We start from the raw sequence: 22270 nt of genomic DNA, 5'->3' as shown, positions 1-22270 counted from the left end.
TATTTTTACTTCCGCTATCAAATCTGCTCCATCAATAGCCTCTTCGAAGGAATAAGTTAGATAACTCCAAATAAACTATAGTAGTTTGTTGCTCATGTCTCTCTCCTTTTTTTTGACCATTTCCTCTATTCCAAAATATTACAATATTAGTTTATTATACCCTAGAATTAAAAGAATCTAAATTAAGTTGTAACATTGTAGTTAAGGAATTTAACACATTATTTCGGACTTGACTTCTTGCCCCTTGCTCGGTCACAGATGGTACTTCTCTATTACCTTTTCCACCTCAAAAAACTGCAGACAATCAATAAAGTTTGTCTGCAGTTTCATACCAATCTGATTCATCGCTTTTTCTTCCGCTTCATTTGTAATAATTGTTCCAAATGATTTTCGCTGTCTACCTTTTCCGTCTTTATCTTCTCTCGCGGTTTTTCTTGCTTTTGTTTCGGTTCTCTGCTTGAAACATCTTTCTTTAAAGCAACTGGTCTTTCTTTAGGTGCTCCACTTTTTTTCTTCTCTATAGAAGATATTCGATTCTTTTGACGCTTACCTCTTTTTCTCTTTTCAAAGACAGGGAAAAATTTCACTGGTAATCCAAGTCTTCTAATAGCAATTTCGAAAAATAGAAGCAGGAAGCTAATCAGCAGCAAGATTTCGGTAATTTCCTGCTTTTGTTTAACTGGATCCTTTAACGGACGAAACGCTTGTGATTCTTTCTCCAGCTGAGATCCGTTAGTTATCGCCAGAAGCTCAGCAAGCTTTTCTTTATTTGCTCCGGTAATTAAATATTCGTCTGAATAGGGAACGGTAAATCCTGATTGGTAAACAGTAACGTTTCCGTCCTCATCTGTTTGTTTAACATGAATAAAATAAAGACCTGGATCATCGTCAACATCCACTTCATATTTTCCTGGAGCAATCATTTTTGTATTTCCTTCCACCGTATCTCCTCTTTCGGAAATAATGGTTGTTTCAATCGGAAGCATCGATAAATGATCAGCGGTTATCGATAGATAGGTTCGGTCTTTCGCTTTTTCAACGGATAAAGAATATGCTTCCGAATCGTACTGTGGCAGGGTATTTGCGACCATTTTTGTCATAAAACTACTCCATTGGTTCCAACGCGCCCAATCTCCTGCCCACATACCATTTACATCAGAAGTGAAAGCTATTGCCTTACCTAAACCGTATTGCCATTCCGCTAGAACAGGATCTTTTTTTGTACTCTCAATTGGAACGGTGCTTTCTGATTTTGGCGTTGTTGCGATATAGGCATTCATTTTTGGTACCCCTTTACTAAACAAGGAATCCCATCCGTAGCCAGACTTTATTTGAGGATAAAACGGATTATCCTCAATATAAGTTCTTGTCGCCATAACAGTTTCTCTTGATAGAATCGAAGGAATTACCGAAGAATCCTGTACATCATAAAAACGTCCAGCTCCCATTTCCGCTAATTCTTCTAATAAATTCCGATCTGCATCCGCCCCCAAAGCCACTGTTGAAATTGTAACGTTTTTCTTGCTGCCATTATTAATTAACTCTTCATAATTATTATTCGTTGCAGATTGTCCATCTGTTAGCAAAATAATATGTTTTCTTTTTACATCTAAATCACTGATTTGCTCATAGGCTTCCAGTAATGACCCATAAATTTCGGTTCCGCCGCCAACTGGGACAGAACGAATCTTCTCTACAACTTCCTCTTTATTTTTCAAAGGTTCAGGTTCTACAATAACCCACGGTTTATCATCAAAAGCTATAAATCCTAATGTATCAGTCTCTTGAAGCAATTCTACAGTCCGAGCTGCTGCTTCTTTTGCTAACGAAAATTTCGATCCGTCCATGCTTCCCGAACGGTCCAAAACAATCATTAATGCCAGTGAGGGCATTTCCTTTTTCCCTTTTATATCCATATCAACAGGCAATAATTTTTCGATAGGGGTTTGAAAATATCCTCCTAACCCGAAACTGTTTTCTCCACCCGTCATGAGAAAACCGACACCAAAGTCTTTAACGCTTTTTTCAATAAGACTCATTTGCTTTTCCGTAATATCTGTTGCTGCAATATTATTAAAAATAATCGACTGATAGTTTAAATAGCCAGAAAGCACAGTAGGAAGCTGAATAGAGGAACGAACCTCTACTTTATACCCAGCAGCTTCTAATGCTTGAACAAATGCTTCATTGGGACTATTTTGCACTACTAAAATTTTCGGAATGGTTTTAACCGTATTGACAACCTGAAGCTTGTTATTTTCAGCATAGGCATCATTCATAAGTTCAACTTCTGCTTTATATGTTACCAAGCCAGTCTGTTTTACAGGAAACTGAATAGGGATTACATTTGTACCTTCTTTCACTTTGATAGACTTTGAGACAATTTTATGATTATTTTCATAAAAATGTAGTAATCCCGTTTTCGCCTTATTACTTTCAATTGTTACAGAAACATTTGCTTGTTCCCCTTCAAATAAAGTGGACGGCACTTCTACATCTGTAACAGCAGTATCTTCATATAAAGAGGGCTCAAGCAGCACAGTGTCTAATTCAATGGAGCGGTTTTTTAATAATTTTGCCGCTTCAGTAAGATTTCCCATCGTTTCGTTCCCGTCGGTAAACAGTATAATCCTACCGCCGCTATTATTGGAAAAAACACTGCTGGCAAGGTTAAGCGCCCCTTCAATATTTGTGTGGTCTTTGCCTAACTCCTCATTCCATTTCGGAAAACGAAGTTCATCTTTGCCCATCATTTGCTCTATAGTTGTTTTTTCTCCGAAGGAAAGAACACTATAGAGATCTTTTTCTTTTTTATATCGCAAGCTTTTTTCCAGCCATTCAAGCTGCTGCTCTCCTGCATCTTGTACACTTGCACTGCGATCCATCAGAAAAACAACTTGGTTTTCTTTTTGCGGCAGAACTATTTGTGGAATGGCAAGCGCAAGAATTAATAGAGAAAAAATCAAGCTTCTTAAAAAGAGAATAACTTGTCTTTCTTTTCTATTTGACATCATCCTTGATTGTTTCCAGTACCGATAAAGAAGAAAGACAATAGGAAGAAAAATTAATAGAATGAATGGGTATTTAAACTCTATCTGCACGTCGATACACCTCCCATTCCATACATAAAGTGATCAGCGCAAGCAAACATAAAATATACCATAACCAATCATTCTGCGTTTTTGTCATTTCATTGCCTATTAGTTTATCTTCATTTAGAACAAACGACTTTTGCGTAGCAGTCGTCTTCTCTCGATCATCTAGATTTACTGAAAAATAAAGAATTTCAGAGCCATTTGTCAATTGATAAACACCAGGCAGCTTTGGTGCTTGGAAACCATCATCCAATGAGAAGGTTCTCACTAATTGGTCGCTTTCATTATAAATATCCCACTCTGTTTCTTTGCTTGTTAAATGAATGGTCCGCGATTCTAATGGCTGAAAATCACCAACATAATTGGATTGAGAAGAAAGCCATTGATACATATTATATAAAAAGATCGGAAAACTTGGATGTAATGGCCAATCACTATCTTTTAAGTCAAATTGAATAGCTATAGCGGGCTGATTATTCCATTCACCTTTTTGAATTAACGGCAGTTCTCCACTTTTAACAATGGGTTTCATCGTTTTCATTGTCTGCTTCGTTGCACTTGCGATAAAAACATCCTTCATATCGACATGTAAAAGTAGTTCATCCTCACTTGGTTCTATCACTGTTTGCACTTCTTCTTTTTTTCCACCTGTAAAGAAGAAAACAAATGGGCCTTCGATATGTTCGGGTAACGCAGAACCAGATAATAGGAAAATACCATCCTGTTTTGTGAGAAAATCTTCTTTATTCTCCATTTGGATAACTTGAAGACCGATCGCCTCAAATCCTTTTACCAAAAAAGGATTCATTTCATTATCAGTATACATAGTTGTTGCCTGTTTATTTAATACAGCGGTTTGCATATTATCAACTAAAAAATCATCTGTTACATTAAGTTGGGCACTGTAATAAGATTTCTCAGGAAGATCGTTTATCGCAATTACTTTTCTTTCCTTTGGCTCTAATTCAATATCTTGTTGATAAAGCACTGTTTTTTCACTTTCAACTTGAAAAGGTATTGTTTTTTGGGAATCTGTTTGGTTTTCCACCATCGCAATTCCCGCTATTTTATCGGCATTTTTTGATACACCAAAAGATAAAATTGAAACATTTTCTGCTTTTTCCTGCTCTTGATTATGTACTTTTACATAAAAAGAATCGATATTTTTTATTCTTTCCTTCTCTACCCCATCCGAAAAAATATGAATGGCCGTTTTACCCTCTTTCGCTAGACTTGCCGTCAGCTCTGTTGCACTTTGCCAGTCTTCATGTGTATAGGAAAGTTCTAGCCCTTTGATTGCGGCACTTATTTTATCTCGCTCTGACTCATTATGCAGAAGTATTTGAGGACGATCATTTACCTCTAAAATCGTAACGGCTTGATTTTTCTGAAGACCTTTCATCATTTCGAGTGCTTCTTTTTTACTATCTTCTAAACGGTTAGAGCTACTACCATTCGCGGCCATCGAAGCCGAGGTATCAAATAAGAATATGATTTGCTCCCCTTTCATCGTTTCTTTAGCAAAATATGGTCCTACTAATGCAAACATCAAGAGTAGCAAGCATAGAAGCTGCAGCCAGAATAGAACATTATTTTGCCATTTATGAAACCAGGAGGATGCCCTCATTTCCTTAAGAACTTCCTCCCAAAGTAAATTGGAGGGGATAGTTTGTTTTGTATATTTTTTGCGAAAAAAATATATTAGGATGAATAATCCAATAAAAATTAGCAGCAAAAAATAATAGGGTTGTGCTAAATGCATTTTGTCTCTCCTTTTGGCTCGTAATGAAAAAGAATTATTGAACCAATCCAGCAAACGCCAGTTCTCGTAAAATAATCGTTTGGATATCCAGTTTATCGCTGATTTGGCAATAACGGATACCATTTGTAGCACAAAGAACTTCTAGTTCTTGATTATGCTGATCGAGTCTTTTTCTATAAAGTGTTTTAATCGAGCTATTTAGACTTACATCCACGGTTTTTCCATTTTCACTATCGACTAATTGTATGTCACCAGATAGATTCGGATGAATCTCGCTCTCACTTAGTAATTGAATCAGCCATATTTGCTGATTGCGGTATTTTAATCGTTTAAAACTTTCCTCAAATAATGGCAAAGCTTCTAAACCGTCTGTTATCAAAATAATCATTTGTGTCGGCGCTTTTATAGAACTGCTTAATGATTGTGTGAAGCTTTCATTAATCGTCTGCTCCTTTACATCAACAATCTCATAAAAGGTTCGTTTATTATGAACTGAACCTTTGCGATGAAAGGAATGCTTTGTAGAAACAACAGAAAAACTCAGTCTATCTTCATGGGATAATGTGATATAAGCTAAGCCTGCTGCTAATTCTCTTGCTAGCTCCCACTTGGAAGGTATTTGTTTCATTGAGGCAGTCCCATCAAGGAAGATACTAACTGATATCTCCTTTTCATCTTGAAATCTTTTAATATATGGCTTATTAGTTCGGCCATATACATTCCAATCGATTTGGCGAATATCATCACCAGGATGATAGATTTTATAATCAGCAAAATCCAAGGAGGTTCCGTGAATATGAGATTTTCTTCGACCATTCTGCATTCCTGCACCCTTCGTCGAAACTTGCAGTCTTTTTCGGTTCATTCTTGCTAATAAGGAATGATAGTTCTTCATCGTCCCTTCCCTGCTTCAATGCGTAATGTTTTTTCCAAAATATCTTCCATAATTTGATCAGTCGTAATGCCCGCAATTTCCCCTTCAAAATTAAGCAAAATTCGATGTCTAAACACTGGTAGTGCCGCATAACGCAAATCTGCCATGGAGACATGCAATCTTCCAGAAGCTAATGCTCTTGCTTTTGCCATGTTTACTAAGGACTGCAGTCCCCTCGGACCGCTCCCTGCCTGAATATACTTATTTCCTAATTCTGTCGCATCCTCCGAACCAGGATGAGTGGCAGAAACAATATTGACAGCAATATCTAAAATATCATCCGCAACGAGAATTTGTTTGACAAGACTTTGTAAATGAAGAATATCCTCTACAGAGGCAACACGCGTTAATACAGTTGACTCCGTTCCAGTAGTCTTTTTAATAATGGCTTTTAGTTCTTCTTTTGACGGATAAGTAACATGCAATTTACATAGAAACCGATCTAACTGAGCTTCCGGCAATGGATAAGTTCCCTCCATATCAAGGGGATTTTGTGTTGCCAATACAAAAAATGGCGCTGCTAATTTTTTCGTTTCCCCCATAATGGTGACTGTTTTCTCCCCCATCGCTTCCAATAAAGCACTTTGCGTTTTCGGTGTTGCACGGTTAATTTCATCTGCAAGAACAATATGCTTAAATAAAGGTCCTTCATGAAAATGAAATTGTTGTTTTCCTTTATTATCAGGCTGCAGCACCATCGTACCAGTAATATCTGCTGGCATTAAATCTGGCGTAAACTGAATTCGCGCGAAGGATAAGTCCATGACTTCCGAAATAGTGCGAATCATCATCGTCTTTCCAAGACCTGGAAGTCCTTCTAAAAGTACATGTCCACCTGCCAGCATACTCCAAAGTACCTCATCAGTAATTTTTTCCTGTCCGACAATGAATTTGCCAATCTCCTCTTTCACCTTTTTAAGCAAAGCCTCTGCTTGGATAAAATCCTGTTCCACTAGTTCTTTTTCCATCTTTTCCCCTACTTTTCATTTGGTTTGATATCAGTAAAATAGTTCTTTACAATATTTTCTAAGTCATTTGGCAATTTATATCTTGAAGTACTTTCCCTGTAAGAAGCTTCATATTCTGAAAATACCTGTTCATACGGACGAATATTCCCTTTTAGAACGGGACCTTCCCCTTCTGTCATCTGACCTTGCTTGCCATTGCCTAATTTACCTGAATCCACTTCGACATTATCTTTTCCATCTGTTTTTTCCGGTACTGTTAATAATTCTCTGCTTCCGCTTCCGAATCCAGCTCCTGGGCCATTCCCATTCCCTGATCCACCAGCACCATTGCCTGAACCGGAGCCATTTCCTGAGCCTGATCCTGATCCATTGCTATTACCTGCACCATTACCCGAGCTGGAAGAACCATTATTTCCATTTGTTGAGTTGCCCTTATCATTCTGCCCTTGCTGACTACTGGTAGTTGTTTCTCCTGAAGAAGTTGTTTCATTATTACTTGAGCCATTGGCAACCGTACGAGACTTAGGGATTGTTATTCCATTTGCTAGACTTTCATCCTCCAGCTTTTTCCCTACCTGGTCAAGTTCTGCTTGCACAGTTTCTAATTGTTGCAGCAATTCCTCATTATTCAGCAATTCATCCATTTGTTTTAATAGCTGTTGAAGCTGTTCTTCTGATAATTGCTTATTTGCACCTGTCAATTGATTGAGAGCATCTTTTTGTTGATCTGTTAATTGTTTATATTGTTCGTTTGCTTTTTGTAATTCTTTCTGTACTCCTTCCTTATCTTTCTCTGAGATAGCCTTAGCGAGAGATTTCAAACCTGCCTCATTCAGCATGGATTCTGTCTGTTGGCGTTCCTTGCTTTTCTCTTGAATCTTTCTCTTTTGCAGCTGGAGCTCTTTCACCTGTTTTTCCAATTCTGCAAAGGTTTTTTCGACCGTGTCCTTCTTTTCTAATTGCTTTTGGATTTGTCTTAGCTCTTTTCTCACCTGTTTATCTGTTTCTTTTTTTATCGCTTTTTCTAATTCCTTTTCCGCTTTAGCGATTGTTTTTATCTCATTCTCTTTTTTCTTGGCAGCTTCCATATTAGCTGATGGAAAAAACTGTAACAGTAGACAAATGATGAAACATACCATTCCTGAAAGAATAAATTTCGGATAAATATATCTTTTCTTTCGGCTTAATACAGCTAGTTGTTTCTCTGTCATTTGCGCTATCGCTTGCTTTACAACTACTTGTTCGACCGCACCTTCACTATGTAGATAGGAAAAGGCCGTCGTTGCATAATCATCGGCAACAAACTGATTATATAGTTTTACCGCTTGTTTTTCTGTTGGCCATTTTCTCCATAAACGGAGGAGAGAAATGGAAACACCAAGACCCAGCACGGCGAAGAGATAGTATAACAAAAAAGGCAGAATAAAAAGATACGCCATTATGGAAAGGAGGAGAAATCCTCCTCCTATAAGTGCTAGTAATAGGCATAGCTCTTTTGCAAGCAACTCTCTCACAATAGATTTTCTTACTGGTTTGAGCAATTCCTTATACTGCTGAAGATTTTCCATAGACTTATCAACTTCCCTTTTTCATATTGGCACGTAAATTACGAACACTAATTGTTAGTGACAGTGCAATCACAATACAATAAGTAATAAGGTGGGCAGCCCAAATCGGAAACTTAATGCCTGTCAATTCTTTAATTTGTTCCGAAACAGTTGGTTCAAATATATCTGCAAGCACAATACCAGGATTAAACATGGCACTAAAGTATACAGATGGAACTTTTGCCGGAGTCGCAGAAGCATGAATATTCGCTATTTGAAAAAGTATAAGAGAAATAACTGCCGTTCCAGCCACAATAAATAACGCAACACTATAGGTTGTCACCATACTAACAATTGTTTTGCGTATGAGGGTTGAAAATAAAACACCAAAGCTGCCAATGACAAGCATCGTAAATAAGCTGAAGAAAAATACTTGTGTTAACTGCGTTGGCGAAATCCCACCATATAAAAACACAAAACTATATATCGGAAGACTTGCTAAAATTAATAGTACTAAGTACGAAATGGACGAAAGCAATTTGCCGAGAATAATCGTAAAGCTGCTTTGGGTGGTTGTTAAAAGAATACTTAAGGTTTGTCTTTCCCTTTCACTACTAATCACCCCACCTGTCAGTCCTGGTGTAATAAATAAAACTAATCCTAATTGAACAAACGCCAAAAACATAAACATCAAGCGACTTTCCTGTGGTTTAAAAAATCCATTTGGGCTCGAGGTTCTGAGTACATACATTAAAGCAACCATCAGCAAGGTAAGTGCAAGCAGATAAAACAGAATTCCGACAAATGTTTTTCCTGAACGAAAACGTAGCTTTAGCTCTTTATTTAATACTGGATTCATGAAATAAGCTTTCAAGAGAATTCAACCTCCTTTGTAATCTCCATAAAGACATCCTCTAAATTGCTCTCCATCTCTGAAAAACTAATAATCGGAATTTCTTTTTGAATCGCTGTTTTTAATAATTCTAGCTGCTCTTTATCTCCACCTTTAAAGAGGAACTGAACTGCTTTGCCATCTTCCAGCACTTCTATCTTTGTAATTCGTGGACTTTCTTCCAAAAATGCAATCGTTTTTTGTACATCAAATGTTTTGACATTAATGATTTTTTCACTCTGTAATTGCTGTTGAATAGCTGAAACCGTTCCTTGCGCTACTAATTTTCCTTGATCCAAAATACCAATGACATCACACATTTCTGCTAGTTCTGGCAAGATATGTGAAGAAATCAGAATGGTCTTTCCCATATTCTTTAATTCTTTTAAAATCTCCCGCATTTCTATTCGTGCACGTGGATCCAATCCAGATGCAGGCTCATCTAGAATAAGAACTGCTGGATCATGAATTAAACTTCTGGCAAGACAAAGTCTCTGTTTCATCCCTCGCGACAAAAGATCAACATATTCTTTTCTCTTATGAGAAAGATTTACTAGCTCTAACAGCTGCGGAATTAACTTTTCTCTTTGTGCAGCTGAAATTCCATAGCTAGCACCATAAAAATCTAAGTATTCTTCTGCTTTTAACTGATCATAAACACCAAAGAAATCAGGCATATACCCTAACTGTTTTCTAACCTCTTTCGGCTGTTTGATAATATCTGCACCATTTATCGTTGCTGTTCCAGAAGTAGGTGCTAATAAGGTAGCAAGAATGGAGAAGGTCGTAGATTTACCAGCTCCGTTCTGGCCGACAAACCCAAACACACATCCAGCTTCAATTTGTAAATCTAATGGTTCAAGTGCTGTAAACTTTCCATACTTCTTGGAAAGACCTTTAATTTCTATCATTCTTTTATCTCTCCTTTCACCTTAACAGTTGGCAATTGCATGTATGGGTCTCCATTTGTTGCTTTATTCACCTTCAGCGTAATTTTTCTATTTTCATCCAAATAGTTGGCAATCTTTTGTTTCTCCAATTTGAAAAGATTTTTTACTTCTTCATAATTTCCTGTGCGTTTATTATAAATACTGTATTTCACACCTGGAGTTCCGCTTGCTTGTATCGTAATAGATTCAAAAGCAATCAAGCTATCTTCATAAGATTTCGGAATTCCAAGTGTATAGAGATACTCCCCATCTTCTAACGTAAAATCATTTTCTTGGAAATTCTGATTATAGACAGTTCCTTTAATTACTGCTAGTTTCTGGTACATATCTCCTTCATTCAAGGTAAAAGGCCCAGGAAAATTATTGGCTATTGTAAGAGGCTCCATTATTAAATTAGTGCTGTTCTTTGTTACCTTTCCACTTGTTAAACCAACCTTGATGATATCCTCATTTGTAATTCCAATTAATAATGGATCTCCAGTTGTCACAGTCTGAAAATACTCCGTATTCAACACCAAGCCTGAAGCAACTAATTCTCTATATTCATTTAAATCATTTCCATTGTAATCATAAACATAGGAACCTTGATTCGAATCAGATGGTTTAGAAAAATACTTATGCTTACGAGAAACCTTAATTTTTTTTGTTTCTCCAGCAGCAAGAGAACCTAATTCGATTTTTTCCGTTCCCGACCATATAAATAGGTTGGAGAAATCATATGGAAAATGATTTGTTATGGAACCAGTAATCTCTTTTTCTGTTGTTTCAAACTTATGACTGAATCCACCTTCTACTGGGATACTGGACTTGCCGTACATAGTACGACTGGACCAATACTCTACATCCGGAAAAATCACTTCATTCTTTTTAATTTTTTCCTTTGTAACGGCCTTCGTTTGTAATTCTCCATATCCAGTAAAAGGAATAGGAGTATACAAATTTTTATCATACATAAATGTAAAATCACCAGATTTATTCGATAAAAGAGTTGTAGCTTGATATCCAGATAAATAGTTATTGCTATATTGATAGACACCCATTTCATTAAATTGCGGATTTCTTATTTTATCCTTTGCACCCGTTAGGAACACCGCAATCGATAAAAGAATCGATAAGCTCGGTATAATCCACCAAGCATGCTCCCGTTTGTCGATTCTTTTTAACACAACGTATAAAATCGGCACAATAACAAGCAAATAACCTGTCAAAATAATTAATAATATACTAGTGGAAATAGTGGAGCTCTCGAAATATTCATTTGCTTGCACAAAACTATTATAGAGATCACCAATTGGGTTACTGTTATATTGAGAATTATTGGCATGCTGCGAACTTTCAGCTAATAGTATTTTTTCTATCCAACTATTAAATCCGGACCAGCCAAGAAAACTGGAATCACTAAGTGAAAAGGAAGCTTGTATAATTTTTCCTTCACCGAGCTCCTTTTTCGCAATAATGGGCTGGTCATTATGTAAAACAATTGCTTCTGCGCCCTCTATTAAGGTAGATTGATAACCATCTATTTTCGCTTGCTGTTTATTTTTTGTGTCTAGAACCGTCAAGGAAAAAGGTTCTTTTTTGCCAAGTGCTAGCGGCATCGATGTTTCTAAATGACCGTATGCTTGCTTTCCATTTGGTTGTGCACCAGTAATCAAAATACCTCCATTTTCAATCCATTTTTTTATTGCTTGCTGCTGCTCATCCGTTAATTCACTCAGTGAAAATTGATCAACCAGCAGATAGCTTATTGTTTCAAGCGCTAATGCCTGATCAGGTATTTCTTCTTTGATCATTTCCGTTGTATAAATGGAATTACTAGGCAGCTTTCTTAAATCTTTAAATTTATCATATTGATCAGTAAGAATACCTAAAGTCTGTTCAGGGATAAGATTTACCCTTACTTCTTTTACTCCAGTAAAAGTTACTTCATCTCCATTCTGCCAGCTTCCGCGATATAATTTCATCTTTTTGTTAGCATAATCTGTATCAGAAGAAATCCCAGGGATTGTGACCATATAGGTCTTCTTACTATTTGCCGGGATATCGACAGAAACTAATGTTTGTCCTCCAGCTTCATAGCTTGGAGAATAGGGAATTAATAAATCTCCTTTAAAGTCTTCTCCTGTATTTTCCATTGTAACTTTTAATTGAAATCCTCTTCCATCCATTACCTTACCAGCTAATCCAGCTTCTGTTGTGATTTTTATTGTGTCAGTAGAAGCAGCATTTGCTTCTTTGACAATAAAAGTAGTGGCCAAGAACAAGATAAAACATATAATTATCACTTTCTTTACTTTTCGCAAACTATGTTTCCCCCATTTTCTATTTTTTGGTTCTAATTAATAAACGATTGACAGTTGTTTCCTCCCTACAGTAAATGACAAAAATATTATAATGTAATTTTACACTAATACAAACTTTTTATACATATATATTTTTGAATATTACAAAATAAATGTCTCTCCTTCATTAGACGAAGAGACTGTTGCAAATGTTTTATGTATTAGAAACTATTTTTGGGAAGCATTTAAAAAAACTTCTGTAACCTTTTAACAGAAGTTTGATTTTAATATTGTTCTATAATTATCGGTGCTAGTATTTTTTTGTAAAATACTCATTTCGCCTTCATTCAATCTTTAAAGGCAATTCAACTAACTTTGAACACAAGCTAGTTTAAATGGAAAAGGATAAGGATACTAGTTGGTATTGCTATTAGAATGGCACCAATTATTTTCATGCGCAGGCCAGATAAGCTGCTTAAAAAAAGATTTTCTTCTTCTAGCGTAAGGAAATTTTCTCCTTCTGCTCCTTTCAATTTTTTGGCTGGTAAGGAATCACCTAGTTGAGCATAAGCATGATGCTGAACAAGATGACCTTTTACTGTTAAGACAACGCCTCCAATAAGAATAAGCAATACAACGCTTTGAATAATCAAACGTTTTCCCTCCAAAAAAAGATATTACTTTTATTATTATTCTTATCCTTATTTTTATTACGTTTTTGCAATAATTTAACATTCAGTTAAAAAAAGATGTCGTAAGTTTCCTTTACGACATCTTTCCAACCTAACTCTCTTTTACTCTTCACTTTGCTCTACTAAGTTTGAAAATAAACCATAGACATATTTTTCTGGATCGAAGCTTTGGAGATCGTCCATTTTTTCACCTAATCCAACAAATTTAACTGGAATATGTATTTCGTTTCGAATTGCTAACACAATTCCACCTTTTGCTGTTCCATCTAATTTTGTTAGTACAATGCCACTTACATTTGTTGTTTCTTTAAATGTTTTAGCCTGTACTAAAGCATTTTGCCCAGTTGTGGCATCTAGCACGAGTAAAACTTCATGTGGTGCACCTGGGACCTCTCGTTCAATTACTCGCTTAACTTTTTCTAATTCCTTCATTAAATTCACTTTATTCTGCAATCTTCCAGCTGTATCACAAAGAAGAATATCTGCTTGACGAGACTTAGCAGCCTGTACAGCATCAAACATAACTGCTGCTGGATCAGAGCCTTCTGTATGTTTAATGACATCCACACCGACACGCTCTCCCCATACTTCCAACTGTTCGATTGCTCCAGCACGGAAGGTATCACCTGCAGCAAGCAAAACTTTTTTCCCTTCCTCTTTATACTTATGAGCAAGCTTACCGATTGTCGTAGTTTTCCCTACTCCATTTACGCCAACAAACAAGATCACAGTTAAGCCTTCTGCTTGCATATTAATCGTAGAGGATTGGTCTTCCCCATTCTGATAAATAGCAACTAACTTTTCGGAAATTACATCTTGTACTTCTTTTGGATCTTGAATATTTTTTCTTTTCACTTCTTTTTTTAGCTCATCAATTAGTTCCATGACTGTTTCGAAACCAACATCTGCTCCAATTAAGATTTCTTCCAGCTCTTCGAAGAAATCTTCGTCTACTTTTCGATAACGTGACACAAGTTCATTTACTTTTTCGGAAAAGTTATTTCTTGTTTTCGATAAGCCTTCTTTAAACTTCTCCGTTACGGTTGTAGTCTGCTGAGACATTTTTTCTTTTAACTTTTTAAAAAAGCTCATTATTATCCCTTCTTTCATTAAAAAATATGGTTATGTACATGTAAACTGCTTATCGTAAACATTAAAAGTTTCCAAGGCCTCTATCTTGACAGAGCAACAGGCCTCGGAAGTGAAATTAGAAATGTTTATTAAAGCGAATTAAGCTTCTAACTAACTATAAAAAAATTATCCATTTGCAACTAATTCCTTTGTTTCACTTAATCGAACGGAAACTAGCTTTGAAACACCTGACTCTTGCATAGTTACCCCATAAAGAACATCTGCTTCTTCCATTGTCCCTTTGCGGTGAGTAATAACAATAAATTGTGTTTCATGGCTATAACGTTTTAAATAGGAACTAAATCGGAATACATTTGCTTCATCCAATGCCGCTTCCACCTCATCCAAAATACAGAAAGGAACTGGTCTTACTTTTAGAATGGAGAATAATAAAGCGATGGCTGTTAGCGCTCTTTCTCCCCCAGATAAAAGACTTAAATTTTGAAGTTTTTTCCCTGGTGGCTGGGCTACAATCTCTACTCCTGTATTTAAAAGATCTTCTGGATTTGTTAATACTAAATCAGCACTTCCTCCACCAAATAAACTTTGGAATACCGTTTCAAAATGAGCCTTTATCCCTTCAAATGTCTGCTCAAATCGATTTTTCATTTCCTCATCCATTTCATCGATTACTTGGTAAAGGGTATCCTTCGCTTCTTCTAAATCTGTTTTTTGTTCGAGCAGGAATTCGTATCTTTCCGAGATTCGCTCATATTCCTCTATGGCCCCAAGATTTACAGTTCCTAGTTCTTCCATAGCTAATTTAATGAGCTTTACCTTTTTACGGGCTTCTTCGACTTCTAATGTTAAAGGATAATCAAGCTTAGCCCCTTCATACGTTAATAAATATTCCTCGCGTAGATTCGTTAATCGTGTATCTAATTCCACGTCTACACGGTTTAATTTAACTTCTTCATCCTTTAGTGCTTGAACAATCCCTCTATGAAGCCTGCGCTGCTCCTTTGTTTCCAGCTCCAGCTCTTCTAAGCGCATTTGTTTTTGCAATCTTTCCTCTCTGCGTAAAGAAATAAGCTGGATCGTTTCTTGTTTTTCTTGCAGTTTTTGTTCTGCTGCTTCTTCTAATGTCGCTTCCCCTGAATGAGAATTACTCATTTCAGAAGAAAGCAAGCGTAAGTCCTCTTTGACAAGCTCCCACTTTTCTTCTGTTGATTCATGTTCTTGAATGATAGCTGCTAACTTGTCCTTTTCATGGCGGAGCTGTTCCTTTTTAGCTGCCGACTGAATTCGTAAATCACTAATTGTATTTACGACTGATTCTTTGGAAACTGTTTGTTTATTTTTTTGCTCGGTAACTAAAGCAATCTCTTTATCTAATTCAGATAACTTTTTACTTTGCTGTTCCAGTTTTTCTTGCAAAACAGTTCTTCTTTGCTGCAGAAGCTCTTGCTCTTGATGTGAATCGGCCTTATTGCGGTCATATAGAGACAATTTATCATTCATTGCTCTTTCTTCGAATTCCACCTCTTTTAAGTCATCTTTCCATGTCTGAATTTGGAAACGAAGATCTTCCACCTTTAAGCGCGCTTCTTCTATCGATGATTCTTCTGCTTGCAATGCTGCTTTTCCTTTTTTCAGCTGTTCCTCAAGCTTTAAAGATGTTTTATCCATTTCAAAAATCTTTTTCCTAAGCTCTTCTAATTCTCCTTTTCTGGTGATGATTGAAGCTTGTTTCTGCTTCATCGCTCCACCAGTCATCGACCCACCAGGATTAACTATCTCCCCTTCTAACGTTACAAAACGGGAACGATATTGAAGAATTTTCGCCATCTCATTGGCGCCCTTTAAATCCTTCGTAATCACAACATTTCCTAATAAACTACGGATAATTTCCCGATATTGACTGTCATAATTAATCAAATCTGCAGCAACCCCAATAAAGGATGGATGCCCTTGAATTAATCGTAGTTGGGAATCAGCAAGCGTTTTTCCCTTAATAACATTCATTGGTAAAAACGTAGCTCGTCCAAACCCATTCTTCTTTAAAAAAGCGATTGCTTCCCGTCCATTTTGTTCTGTTTCCACCACAATATGCTGCATCGATCCACCTAATGCAATCTCTAAGCTCACACTATATTCCTTTGGTACTTGCATTAATTCTGCAACTGCACCTCTAATCCCTTGTAAGGATTTCCCTCTAGCTTTAAGTACTTCCTTTACTCCGTGGAAAAATCCAGAATAGTCATCTTCTAATTCCTCAAGCATTTCTTTACGTGATTTCGCCTGCTGTGCATATTGATAAGATTGATAAAGCGCCTTCTCTACTTGTTGAACCTTTGCTTCTATTCCTTGAAAATGACTTTGCTTTTCCTGCCAGTGTTTAGACCATTTCTCCAGTTCATCAGATAGTTCCTTCAATTTCTCCGTAAACTTAGTCTTTTTTTCTTGAATTTGCATACGCTCATTTGTGAAGTTAGCATTTTCTTCATCAAGCTGCGATGTCCTTTTTTCATGATTTTCTAGTTGTTGAATAACCGAATTCAATTCATTTTTTGCCGCTGCTTGATTACTCACTATCTCAATATAGTCGCTTTTTAGCATCTCAATTTTTTCTTCTAGGTTCTCATTAAAAAGAGCAAGATTTTTTTCATTAGCTTTTAAAGTTTCTTCAATCGCTTTCGACTCTGCTTGCAATTCATGAACAAGCTTTTCTTGCGTTTCTTTTTGCAGCACAAGAGTTTCTACTCTTTCTTGCAGCTCCACCTTGCTCTTTTCAAGCTGATCACGATTTTGTGTTGCATTCTTCTTTCGTTCTTTTAATACTTCTTTTCGACCTTCTAATTTTTCTAATTCTTCACTCACTAAAAGAAGTACTTGTTGAAGATCATCAATCGATTCATCTAAAGCGGCTACTTCATTTTTCACTTCCTCCATCTTCGCTTCCTTATTTTGCAGCATAGAGGATAGCTTTAGCTCTTCTTGTTTATATGTTTCTAATTGCTTTGAAATAGCTTCAAATCGCTCATGCGCTTCTTCAATATCATGAACCATTAAGGCCACTTCAATCGATTCAAGATTCTCTCGATGATGTAAATATTCCTTAGCCATTGAGCTTTGAATCTTTAGTGGCTCAACCTGACTTTCTAATTCATGTAGTATGTCATTTACACGGTTTAGGTTATCTTGTGTTTCTACAAGCTTTCCTTCTGCCTTTTTCTTACGAGTTTTATATTTCAATACGCCTGCTGCTTCTTCAAAGATAGACCGGCGATCCTCTGCCTTACTATTTAAGATTTCTTCGACTTTTCCCTGACTAATAATCGAAAATGCTTCGCGCCCAAGCCCTGAGTCCATAAATAAATCAATAATATCTTTTAGACGACAAGATTGTTTATTAATTAAAAATTCACTATCTCCTGATCGATATACACGCCTCGTTACACTTACTTCATGGAAATCCAATGGCAGGAAATGATCTTCATTTTCTAAAGTTAACGTCACTTCTGCAAAGTTAACCGCTTTTCTTGAGTCACTACCTGAAAAGATAACATCCTCCATCTTACTTCCACGCAAGGACTTTGCAGATTGTTCTCCAAGTACCCAACGAATTGCATCCGTAATATTACTCTTCCCACTTCCGTTTGGTCCTACTACTGCCGTCACACCTGGCACAAAATCGACAGAAATCCGATCTGCAAATGACTTAAAACCGATAACATCTAACCGTTTTAAGAACATGACCTCACCCCGATTCTTCCTTGTTTTCCTCTAGTTGTTTTTCTTCGTTCGTTTTTTTGAGCATTTAGTTTTCACTTTCCGCCTTTAGCATTAATAATGATTTTTGGGCAGCTTGCTGCTCTGCTTCTTTCTTGGAACGACCCATACCTGTTCCAAGTTCTCGATTATTTAAAAAGACTTGTGAAATAAACTCTCTATTGTGTGCGGGTCCTTTTTCAAGCAATATTTTATACTCGATTGTTCCAACAGCATCTCTTTGTACATATTCTTGTAGTTGACTTTTAAAATCCATCACATGAGAAAAAGCACCGTTATTAATTTTCGGGAAAATAACTTCCTCTAAAAATGCTACCACTGAATCCAATCCTTGGTCTAAATATAAAGCACCAATAAACGCTTCAAATACATCAGCAAGCAGCGCTGGTCTAGTTCTTCCCCCAGTCATTTCCTCTCCTTTGCCTAAGAGCACATACTTGCCAAAGGAAAGTTCATTAGCAAAGGAAACAAGCGATGGTTCACACACGATTGCAGCCCGCAATTTAGTCAGCTCTCCTTCGCTCATCATCGGAAATTTGTTGAAGAGAAATTTAGATACCGTTAATTCTAGAACGGCATCCCCAAGAAATTCTAATCTTTCGTTATCTTCATGTGGTTTTCTTCGATGCTCATTCACATATGATGAATGGGTAAAAGCCTGCTTCAATAGTTTTTCATTCGTAAAATGAATCCCCAATTTTTCTTGGAGTTCCTTCATTTTTTTCTCATTTGGTCGAACAGTTCTTTTGTCTTTTCGATTGCCTCGCATTTTGCATCCACCTTAGCACTAAGTTTACAATTCATTTCAAGTTTAAGTAAAAAAGATAAAAAACGCAAAGAAACTTGGAAAGTTTTTTCTCTCCAAGCCTTTTCTATTACAGAAATCGGGCTACCACTAGGGGGCTAACCCCACTTCACATAAGAAAAACTATTTCTATCCTTTTATGCGTCAATAAACGCTGTATTTGTTATTCTTTTGAACGAATCCATATCTGTCCGTCCAATAACTCATATTTCGCCTATAATAATAAGTATTTAGTTATTAGTATACATCAAACAAACAGATATTGTCATCTATTCTTAGGGCCATTTTCATAATGGATTTTCCTGATATTTCCTCAGTCATAGAATATACATAAATCACCGCTAATATACAAAATTAAAAGCCCCGTTGCAACGGAGCTTTTAAACACTGATTAGCGATTACTTATGTAATTCACAGCATCACCAACTGTAGAAATCTTTTCAGCATCGTCGTCAGAAATTTCCATATCAAACTCATCTTCTAATTCCATAACAAGTTCAACTACATCAAGAGAGTCAGCGCCTAAATCATCTTTGAAAGAAGCCTCTAAAGTTACTTCTGATTCTTCTACGCCAAGACGATCTACAACGATTTTTGTTACACGCTCTAATACATCTGCCATTTATTTCACCTCCCCTCAAATGCATTATAGAGTATTTTAACGAAATAATAAATGAGAACTTTATCTGATGTTTATTCTCTTACTATTCGCATTTTTCCCTTTGTTTAGGAAAGATTACATATACATTCCACCATCAATATGCAATGTTTGCCCTGTAATATAGCTGCTCTCATCAGAAGCTAAAAAGACAACAGCATTAGCAATATCTTCTGGTTTACCAAATTGACCTAAGGGAATTTGCGTAAGCATGCCATTTTTCACTTCTTCTGTCAGTTTATCCGTCATATCTGTTGTAATAAATCCAGGAGCAATCGCATTTACCGTAATATTACGCTGAGCAAGTTCTTTCGCAGTTGTTTTTGTAAAACCAATCACCCCTGCTTTTGCTGCAACATAATTAGCTTGACCAGGGTTTCCTGTCACACCAACAATGGAAGTAATGTTTATTATTCTCCCTTTTCTTTGCTTCATCATTGGTCTTGTTACTGCTTTCGTGCAGAGGAACACACCTTTAAGATTGGTATTAATAACATCGTCCCACTCTGAATCCTTCATACGCATTAATAAATTATCTCTTGTAATTCCAGCATTATTCACCAAAATATCCAGACTGCCAAACGCGTCTAACACTTCTTTCATCATCGCATTTACAGCAGCACTATCGGATACATCACATTGAATGCTCATTGCTTTTCTTCCTAAAGCTTCGATTTCCTTCACTACTTCATTGGCACGATCTACACTTCCTGCATAGTTAACAACAACATCCGCACCTTGCTTTGCTAACTCAAGTGCAATCGATTTACCAATTCCTCGAGATGCTCCAGTGACAACAGCAACTTTACCAGCTAATTTCACTTACATATCCCCCTTTAATTCTTCTGCAACTTTACTACTTGTTTCCATATCGTTTACAGCATATACTTTTGCTTTTCGATCAATTTTCTTGATTAAACCGGAAAGAACTTTGCCAGGTCCAATTTCAATAAATGTATCTACTCCTAAATCAAGCATTTTGCGAACGGAATCTTCCCAAAGGACAGATGAATACAATTGCTCCACTAGCTTTGCTTTTATTTCTGCATGATCTTGAATTGGAGCTGCCGTTACATTAGCAATGACCGGAATTTTTGCATCTGTTAATTGCAATCCGTCTAATACGGAAGCAAATTTTTCCGCTGCAGGTTTCATTAACTCTGAATGGAATGGACCACTTACTTCCAGAGGGATTGCACGCTTTGCGCCTGCTTCCTTCGCTTTTTCTCCCGCTAATTCAACACCCTTTGTAGTGCCTGAGATCACAATTTGTCCAGGACAATTAAGATTAGCCAACTGTACAGAATTGCCTGCATCTGAAATCTCTTGTGTGACCGCAGTTAATTTCTCTCTTTCTAACCCTAGCACAGCGGCCATTGCTCCTTCGCCTGCTGGAACTGCTTCTTGCATATATTCTCCACGCTTGCGAACTGCAAATACAGCCTCTTCAAAAGACAGCACACCTGCTGCCACTAACGCTGAATACTCACCTAAACTATGGCCAGCAACAAAATCTGGCTGTATATTAAACTGCTTAAAGTGTTCTAAAATAGCGATGCTTGTTGTAAGTAAAGCTGGCTGTGTATTATGGGTAAGCGTAAGCTCTTCCTTTGGCCCTTCAAAAATTAAGTCTGTTAAAGAAAAGTTTAATTTTTGATCCGCTTTTTTAAATACATTTGCTGCCGGTTCAAATTGTTCAAATAAATCTTTTCCCATTCCGACTGCTTGTGAGCCTTGACCTGGAAAAACAAAAGCAATTTTACTCATTTATTTTTACTCTCCTTTTCTTCCCATTAGAAGTGGAATTCACCATATCTGTCTCAATTTATTCTACATAGCTCTCCATTGCATTCTTTATTTGAGCGACTACACCTGATTGCACAAACTCTCTAGTTTGTCTGATTGCACTAAATATCGCTTGACTATCAGACGAACCATGAGCCTTGATAACAGGGGCATTTAAACCGAATAAAGCAGCTCCGCCATACTCTGAATAATCTAACTTATTTTTAATCTGCTTTAGATTAGGCTTCAAGACGGCAGCAGCCATTTTGGAAGTAAAGCTGCTCATTAACTCGGCCTTAATCATTTTAAACATAGACATCGCTGTTCCCTCGACCGTTTTTAAAATCATATTTCCTGTAAAACCATCTGTCACAGCAACATCACATACTCCATCAAGCAAATCACGTGCTTCCACATTTCCGATGAAATGAATATTGGTGCTTTGGAGAAGTTCAAAGGTTTTCTTTGTTAACTCATTCCCCTTTTTCTCTTCTGTTCCAATGTTCAATAAGCCGACTCTTGGTTTAGCAACTCCTCTTACTTTTTCGGAATAGATGCTTCCCATCATGGCATATTGAACTAAGTTTTCAGGCTTAGCGTCTACATTTGCACCAACATCAAGTAAAAGGAAGCCTTCTCCACTGATCGTCGGCAAGGTTGGTGCTAATGCTGGACGGTCAATTCCCTCCATTCTACCAACAACGAATAATCCAGTTGCCATTAAGGCACCTGTATTTCCTGCTGATATGAACGCATCTGCTCTTCCCTCTTTTACTTCTGTAGCACCAAGGACCATACTAGCTGTTTTTTTCCGGCGTACTGCTCTTACTGGTTCATCTGTTGCTAAAATTTGCTCTTCTGTATGTAAAATATCAATTCGTTCTTTATTGGTTAGAAAAGATTGAATCTGTTTTTCATCCCCAACAAGAAGTATCTCTAGGTCTGAAAAAGTTTCAATTGCTTTTTGGGCACCAATAACTATTTCCTTTGGGGCATTGTCTCCCCCCATTGCATCCATTGCAATTTTCATCATATTG

Annotated in this window: 16 protein-coding genes; all 16 read right to left on the bottom strand. The window is 36.9% G+C overall.

Annotated elements, in window-relative coordinates; translation table 11 throughout:
- Positions 1–341 precede the first annotated feature (341 nt).
- Positions 342–3101, bottom strand: a complete 2760-nt coding sequence (locus tag NSS71_RS03435) for a VWA domain-containing protein (RefSeq protein ID WP_235844433.1) — start codon at positions 3099–3101, stop codon at positions 342–344.
- Positions 3085–4857: a vWA domain-containing protein gene (locus NSS71_RS03430; protein ID WP_047939977.1), complete on the bottom strand. Its 1773-nt coding sequence runs from the start codon at positions 4855–4857 to the stop codon at positions 3085–3087. The genes NSS71_RS03435 and NSS71_RS03430 overlap by 17 nt, the downstream gene beginning before the upstream one ends.
- 34 nt (positions 4858–4891) lie before the next feature.
- Positions 4892–5752: a DUF58 domain-containing protein gene (locus NSS71_RS03425; RefSeq protein WP_061796718.1), complete on the bottom strand. Its 861-nt coding sequence runs from the start codon at positions 5750–5752 to the stop codon at positions 4892–4894.
- On the bottom strand, positions 5749–6759 hold the full coding sequence (locus tag NSS71_RS03420) for an AAA family ATPase (protein ID WP_061796720.1): 1011 nt from the start codon (positions 6757–6759) through the stop codon (positions 5749–5751). The genes NSS71_RS03425 and NSS71_RS03420 overlap by 4 nt, the downstream gene beginning before the upstream one ends.
- An 8-nt stretch (positions 6760–6767) precedes the next feature.
- Entirely contained in the window at positions 6768–8327 is a 1560-nt protein-coding gene (locus NSS71_RS03415) for a hypothetical protein (RefSeq protein WP_341151293.1), read from the bottom strand.
- A 7-nt stretch (positions 8328–8334) separates the two neighbouring features.
- Positions 8335–9180 carry an ABC transporter permease gene (locus NSS71_RS03410; protein ID WP_095319945.1) on the bottom strand — a complete coding sequence of 282 codons (846 nt, stop codon included), beginning with the start codon at positions 9178–9180 and terminating at the stop codon, positions 8335–8337.
- On the bottom strand, positions 9177–10109 hold the full coding sequence (locus tag NSS71_RS03405; RefSeq protein WP_095257560.1) for an ABC transporter ATP-binding protein: 933 nt from the start codon (positions 10107–10109) through the stop codon (positions 9177–9179). The genes NSS71_RS03410 and NSS71_RS03405 overlap by 4 nt, the downstream gene beginning before the upstream one ends.
- Positions 10106–12451, bottom strand: coding sequence for a hypothetical protein (locus NSS71_RS03400; RefSeq protein WP_251686930.1), 2346 nt, complete (start codon positions 12449–12451; stop codon positions 10106–10108). The genes NSS71_RS03405 and NSS71_RS03400 overlap by 4 nt, the downstream gene beginning before the upstream one ends.
- A 365-nt stretch (positions 12452–12816) precedes the next feature.
- A complete protein-coding gene (locus NSS71_RS03395) occupies positions 12817–13083 on the bottom strand; it encodes a hypothetical protein (RefSeq protein ID WP_061796729.1) in 267 nt (88 codons plus the stop codon).
- 141 nt (positions 13084–13224) lie between these two features.
- Entirely contained in the window at positions 13225–14214 is a 990-nt protein-coding gene (gene ftsY, locus NSS71_RS03390; RefSeq protein ID WP_341151292.1) for a signal recognition particle-docking protein FtsY, read from the bottom strand.
- Between the two features lie 165 nt (positions 14215–14379).
- Positions 14380–17949 (bottom strand): chromosome segregation protein SMC, encoded by a 3570-nt coding sequence (smc, locus tag NSS71_RS03385; RefSeq protein WP_061796732.1) that lies wholly within the window; start codon positions 17947–17949, stop codon positions 14380–14382.
- A gap of 64 nt (positions 17950–18013) precedes the next feature.
- Positions 18014–18754, bottom strand: coding sequence for a ribonuclease III (rnc, locus tag NSS71_RS03380; RefSeq protein ID WP_047939968.1), 741 nt, complete (start codon positions 18752–18754; stop codon positions 18014–18016).
- Between the two features lie 427 nt (positions 18755–19181).
- A complete protein-coding gene (locus NSS71_RS03375; RefSeq protein ID WP_016201082.1) occupies positions 19182–19412 on the bottom strand; it encodes an acyl carrier protein in 231 nt (76 codons plus the stop codon).
- A gap of 114 nt (positions 19413–19526) precedes the next feature.
- Positions 19527–20270 (bottom strand): 3-oxoacyl-[acyl-carrier-protein] reductase, encoded by a 744-nt coding sequence (gene fabG, locus NSS71_RS03370; RefSeq protein WP_047939967.1) that lies wholly within the window; start codon positions 20268–20270, stop codon positions 19527–19529.
- Entirely contained in the window at positions 20271–21215 is a 945-nt protein-coding gene (gene fabD, locus NSS71_RS03365) for an ACP S-malonyltransferase (protein WP_047939966.1), read from the bottom strand. It abuts the gene before it with no gap.
- 58 nt (positions 21216–21273) lie between these two features.
- Complete coding sequence (gene plsX, locus NSS71_RS03360; protein ID WP_047940269.1) at positions 21274–22263, bottom strand: phosphate acyltransferase PlsX; 990 nt, start codon at positions 22261–22263, stop codon at positions 21274–21276.
- Between the last annotated feature and the right edge of the window lie 7 nt (positions 22264–22270).

It is taken from the genome of Niallia sp. FSL W8-0951 (assembly GCF_038006525.1).
In the GTDB taxonomy this organism is placed as follows: Bacteria; Bacillota; Bacilli; order Bacillales; family Cytobacillaceae; genus Niallia; species Niallia circulans.
Note: the sequence above shows the minus strand (reverse complement) of the source record. Positions and strands in the feature narration are given on the sequence as shown.

Bases quoted from the DNA above. Each gene is read 5' to 3' on its own strand.
- smc (WP_061796732.1), bottom strand. From the start codon at position 17,949: ATGTTCTTAAAACGGTTAGATGTTATCGGTTTTAAGTCATTTGCAGAT.
- ftsY (WP_341151292.1), bottom strand. From the start codon at position 14,214: ATGAGCTTTTTTAAAAAGTTAAAAGAAAAAATGTCTCAGCAGACTACA.
- NSS71_RS03420 (WP_061796720.1), bottom strand. From the start codon at position 6,759: ATGGAAAAAGAACTAGTGGAACAGGATTTTATCCAAGCAGAGGCTTTG.
- NSS71_RS03415 (WP_341151293.1), bottom strand. From the start codon at position 8,327: ATGGAAAATCTTCAGCAGTATAAGGAATTGCTCAAACCAGTAAGAAAA.
- NSS71_RS03375 (WP_016201082.1), bottom strand. From the start codon at position 19,412: ATGGCAGATGTATTAGAGCGTGTAACAAAAATCGTTGTAGATCGTCTT.
- fabD (WP_047939966.1), bottom strand. From the start codon at position 21,215: ATGAGTAAAATTGCTTTTGTTTTTCCAGGTCAAGGCTCACAAGCAGTC.
- rnc (WP_047939968.1), bottom strand. From the start codon at position 18,754: ATGCGAGGCAATCGAAAAGACAAAAGAACTGTTCGACCAAATGAGAAA.
- plsX (WP_047940269.1), bottom strand. From the start codon at position 22,263: ATGAAAATTGCAATGGATGCAATGGGGGGAGACAATGCCCCAAAGGAA.
- NSS71_RS03430 (WP_047939977.1), bottom strand. From the start codon at position 4,857: ATGCATTTAGCACAACCCTATTATTTTTTGCTGCTAATTTTTATTGGA.
- NSS71_RS03405 (WP_095257560.1), bottom strand. From the start codon at position 10,109: ATGATAGAAATTAAAGGTCTTTCCAAGAAGTATGGAAAGTTTACAGCA.
- NSS71_RS03425 (WP_061796718.1), bottom strand. From the start codon at position 5,752: ATGAAGAACTATCATTCCTTATTAGCAAGAATGAACCGAAAAAGACTG.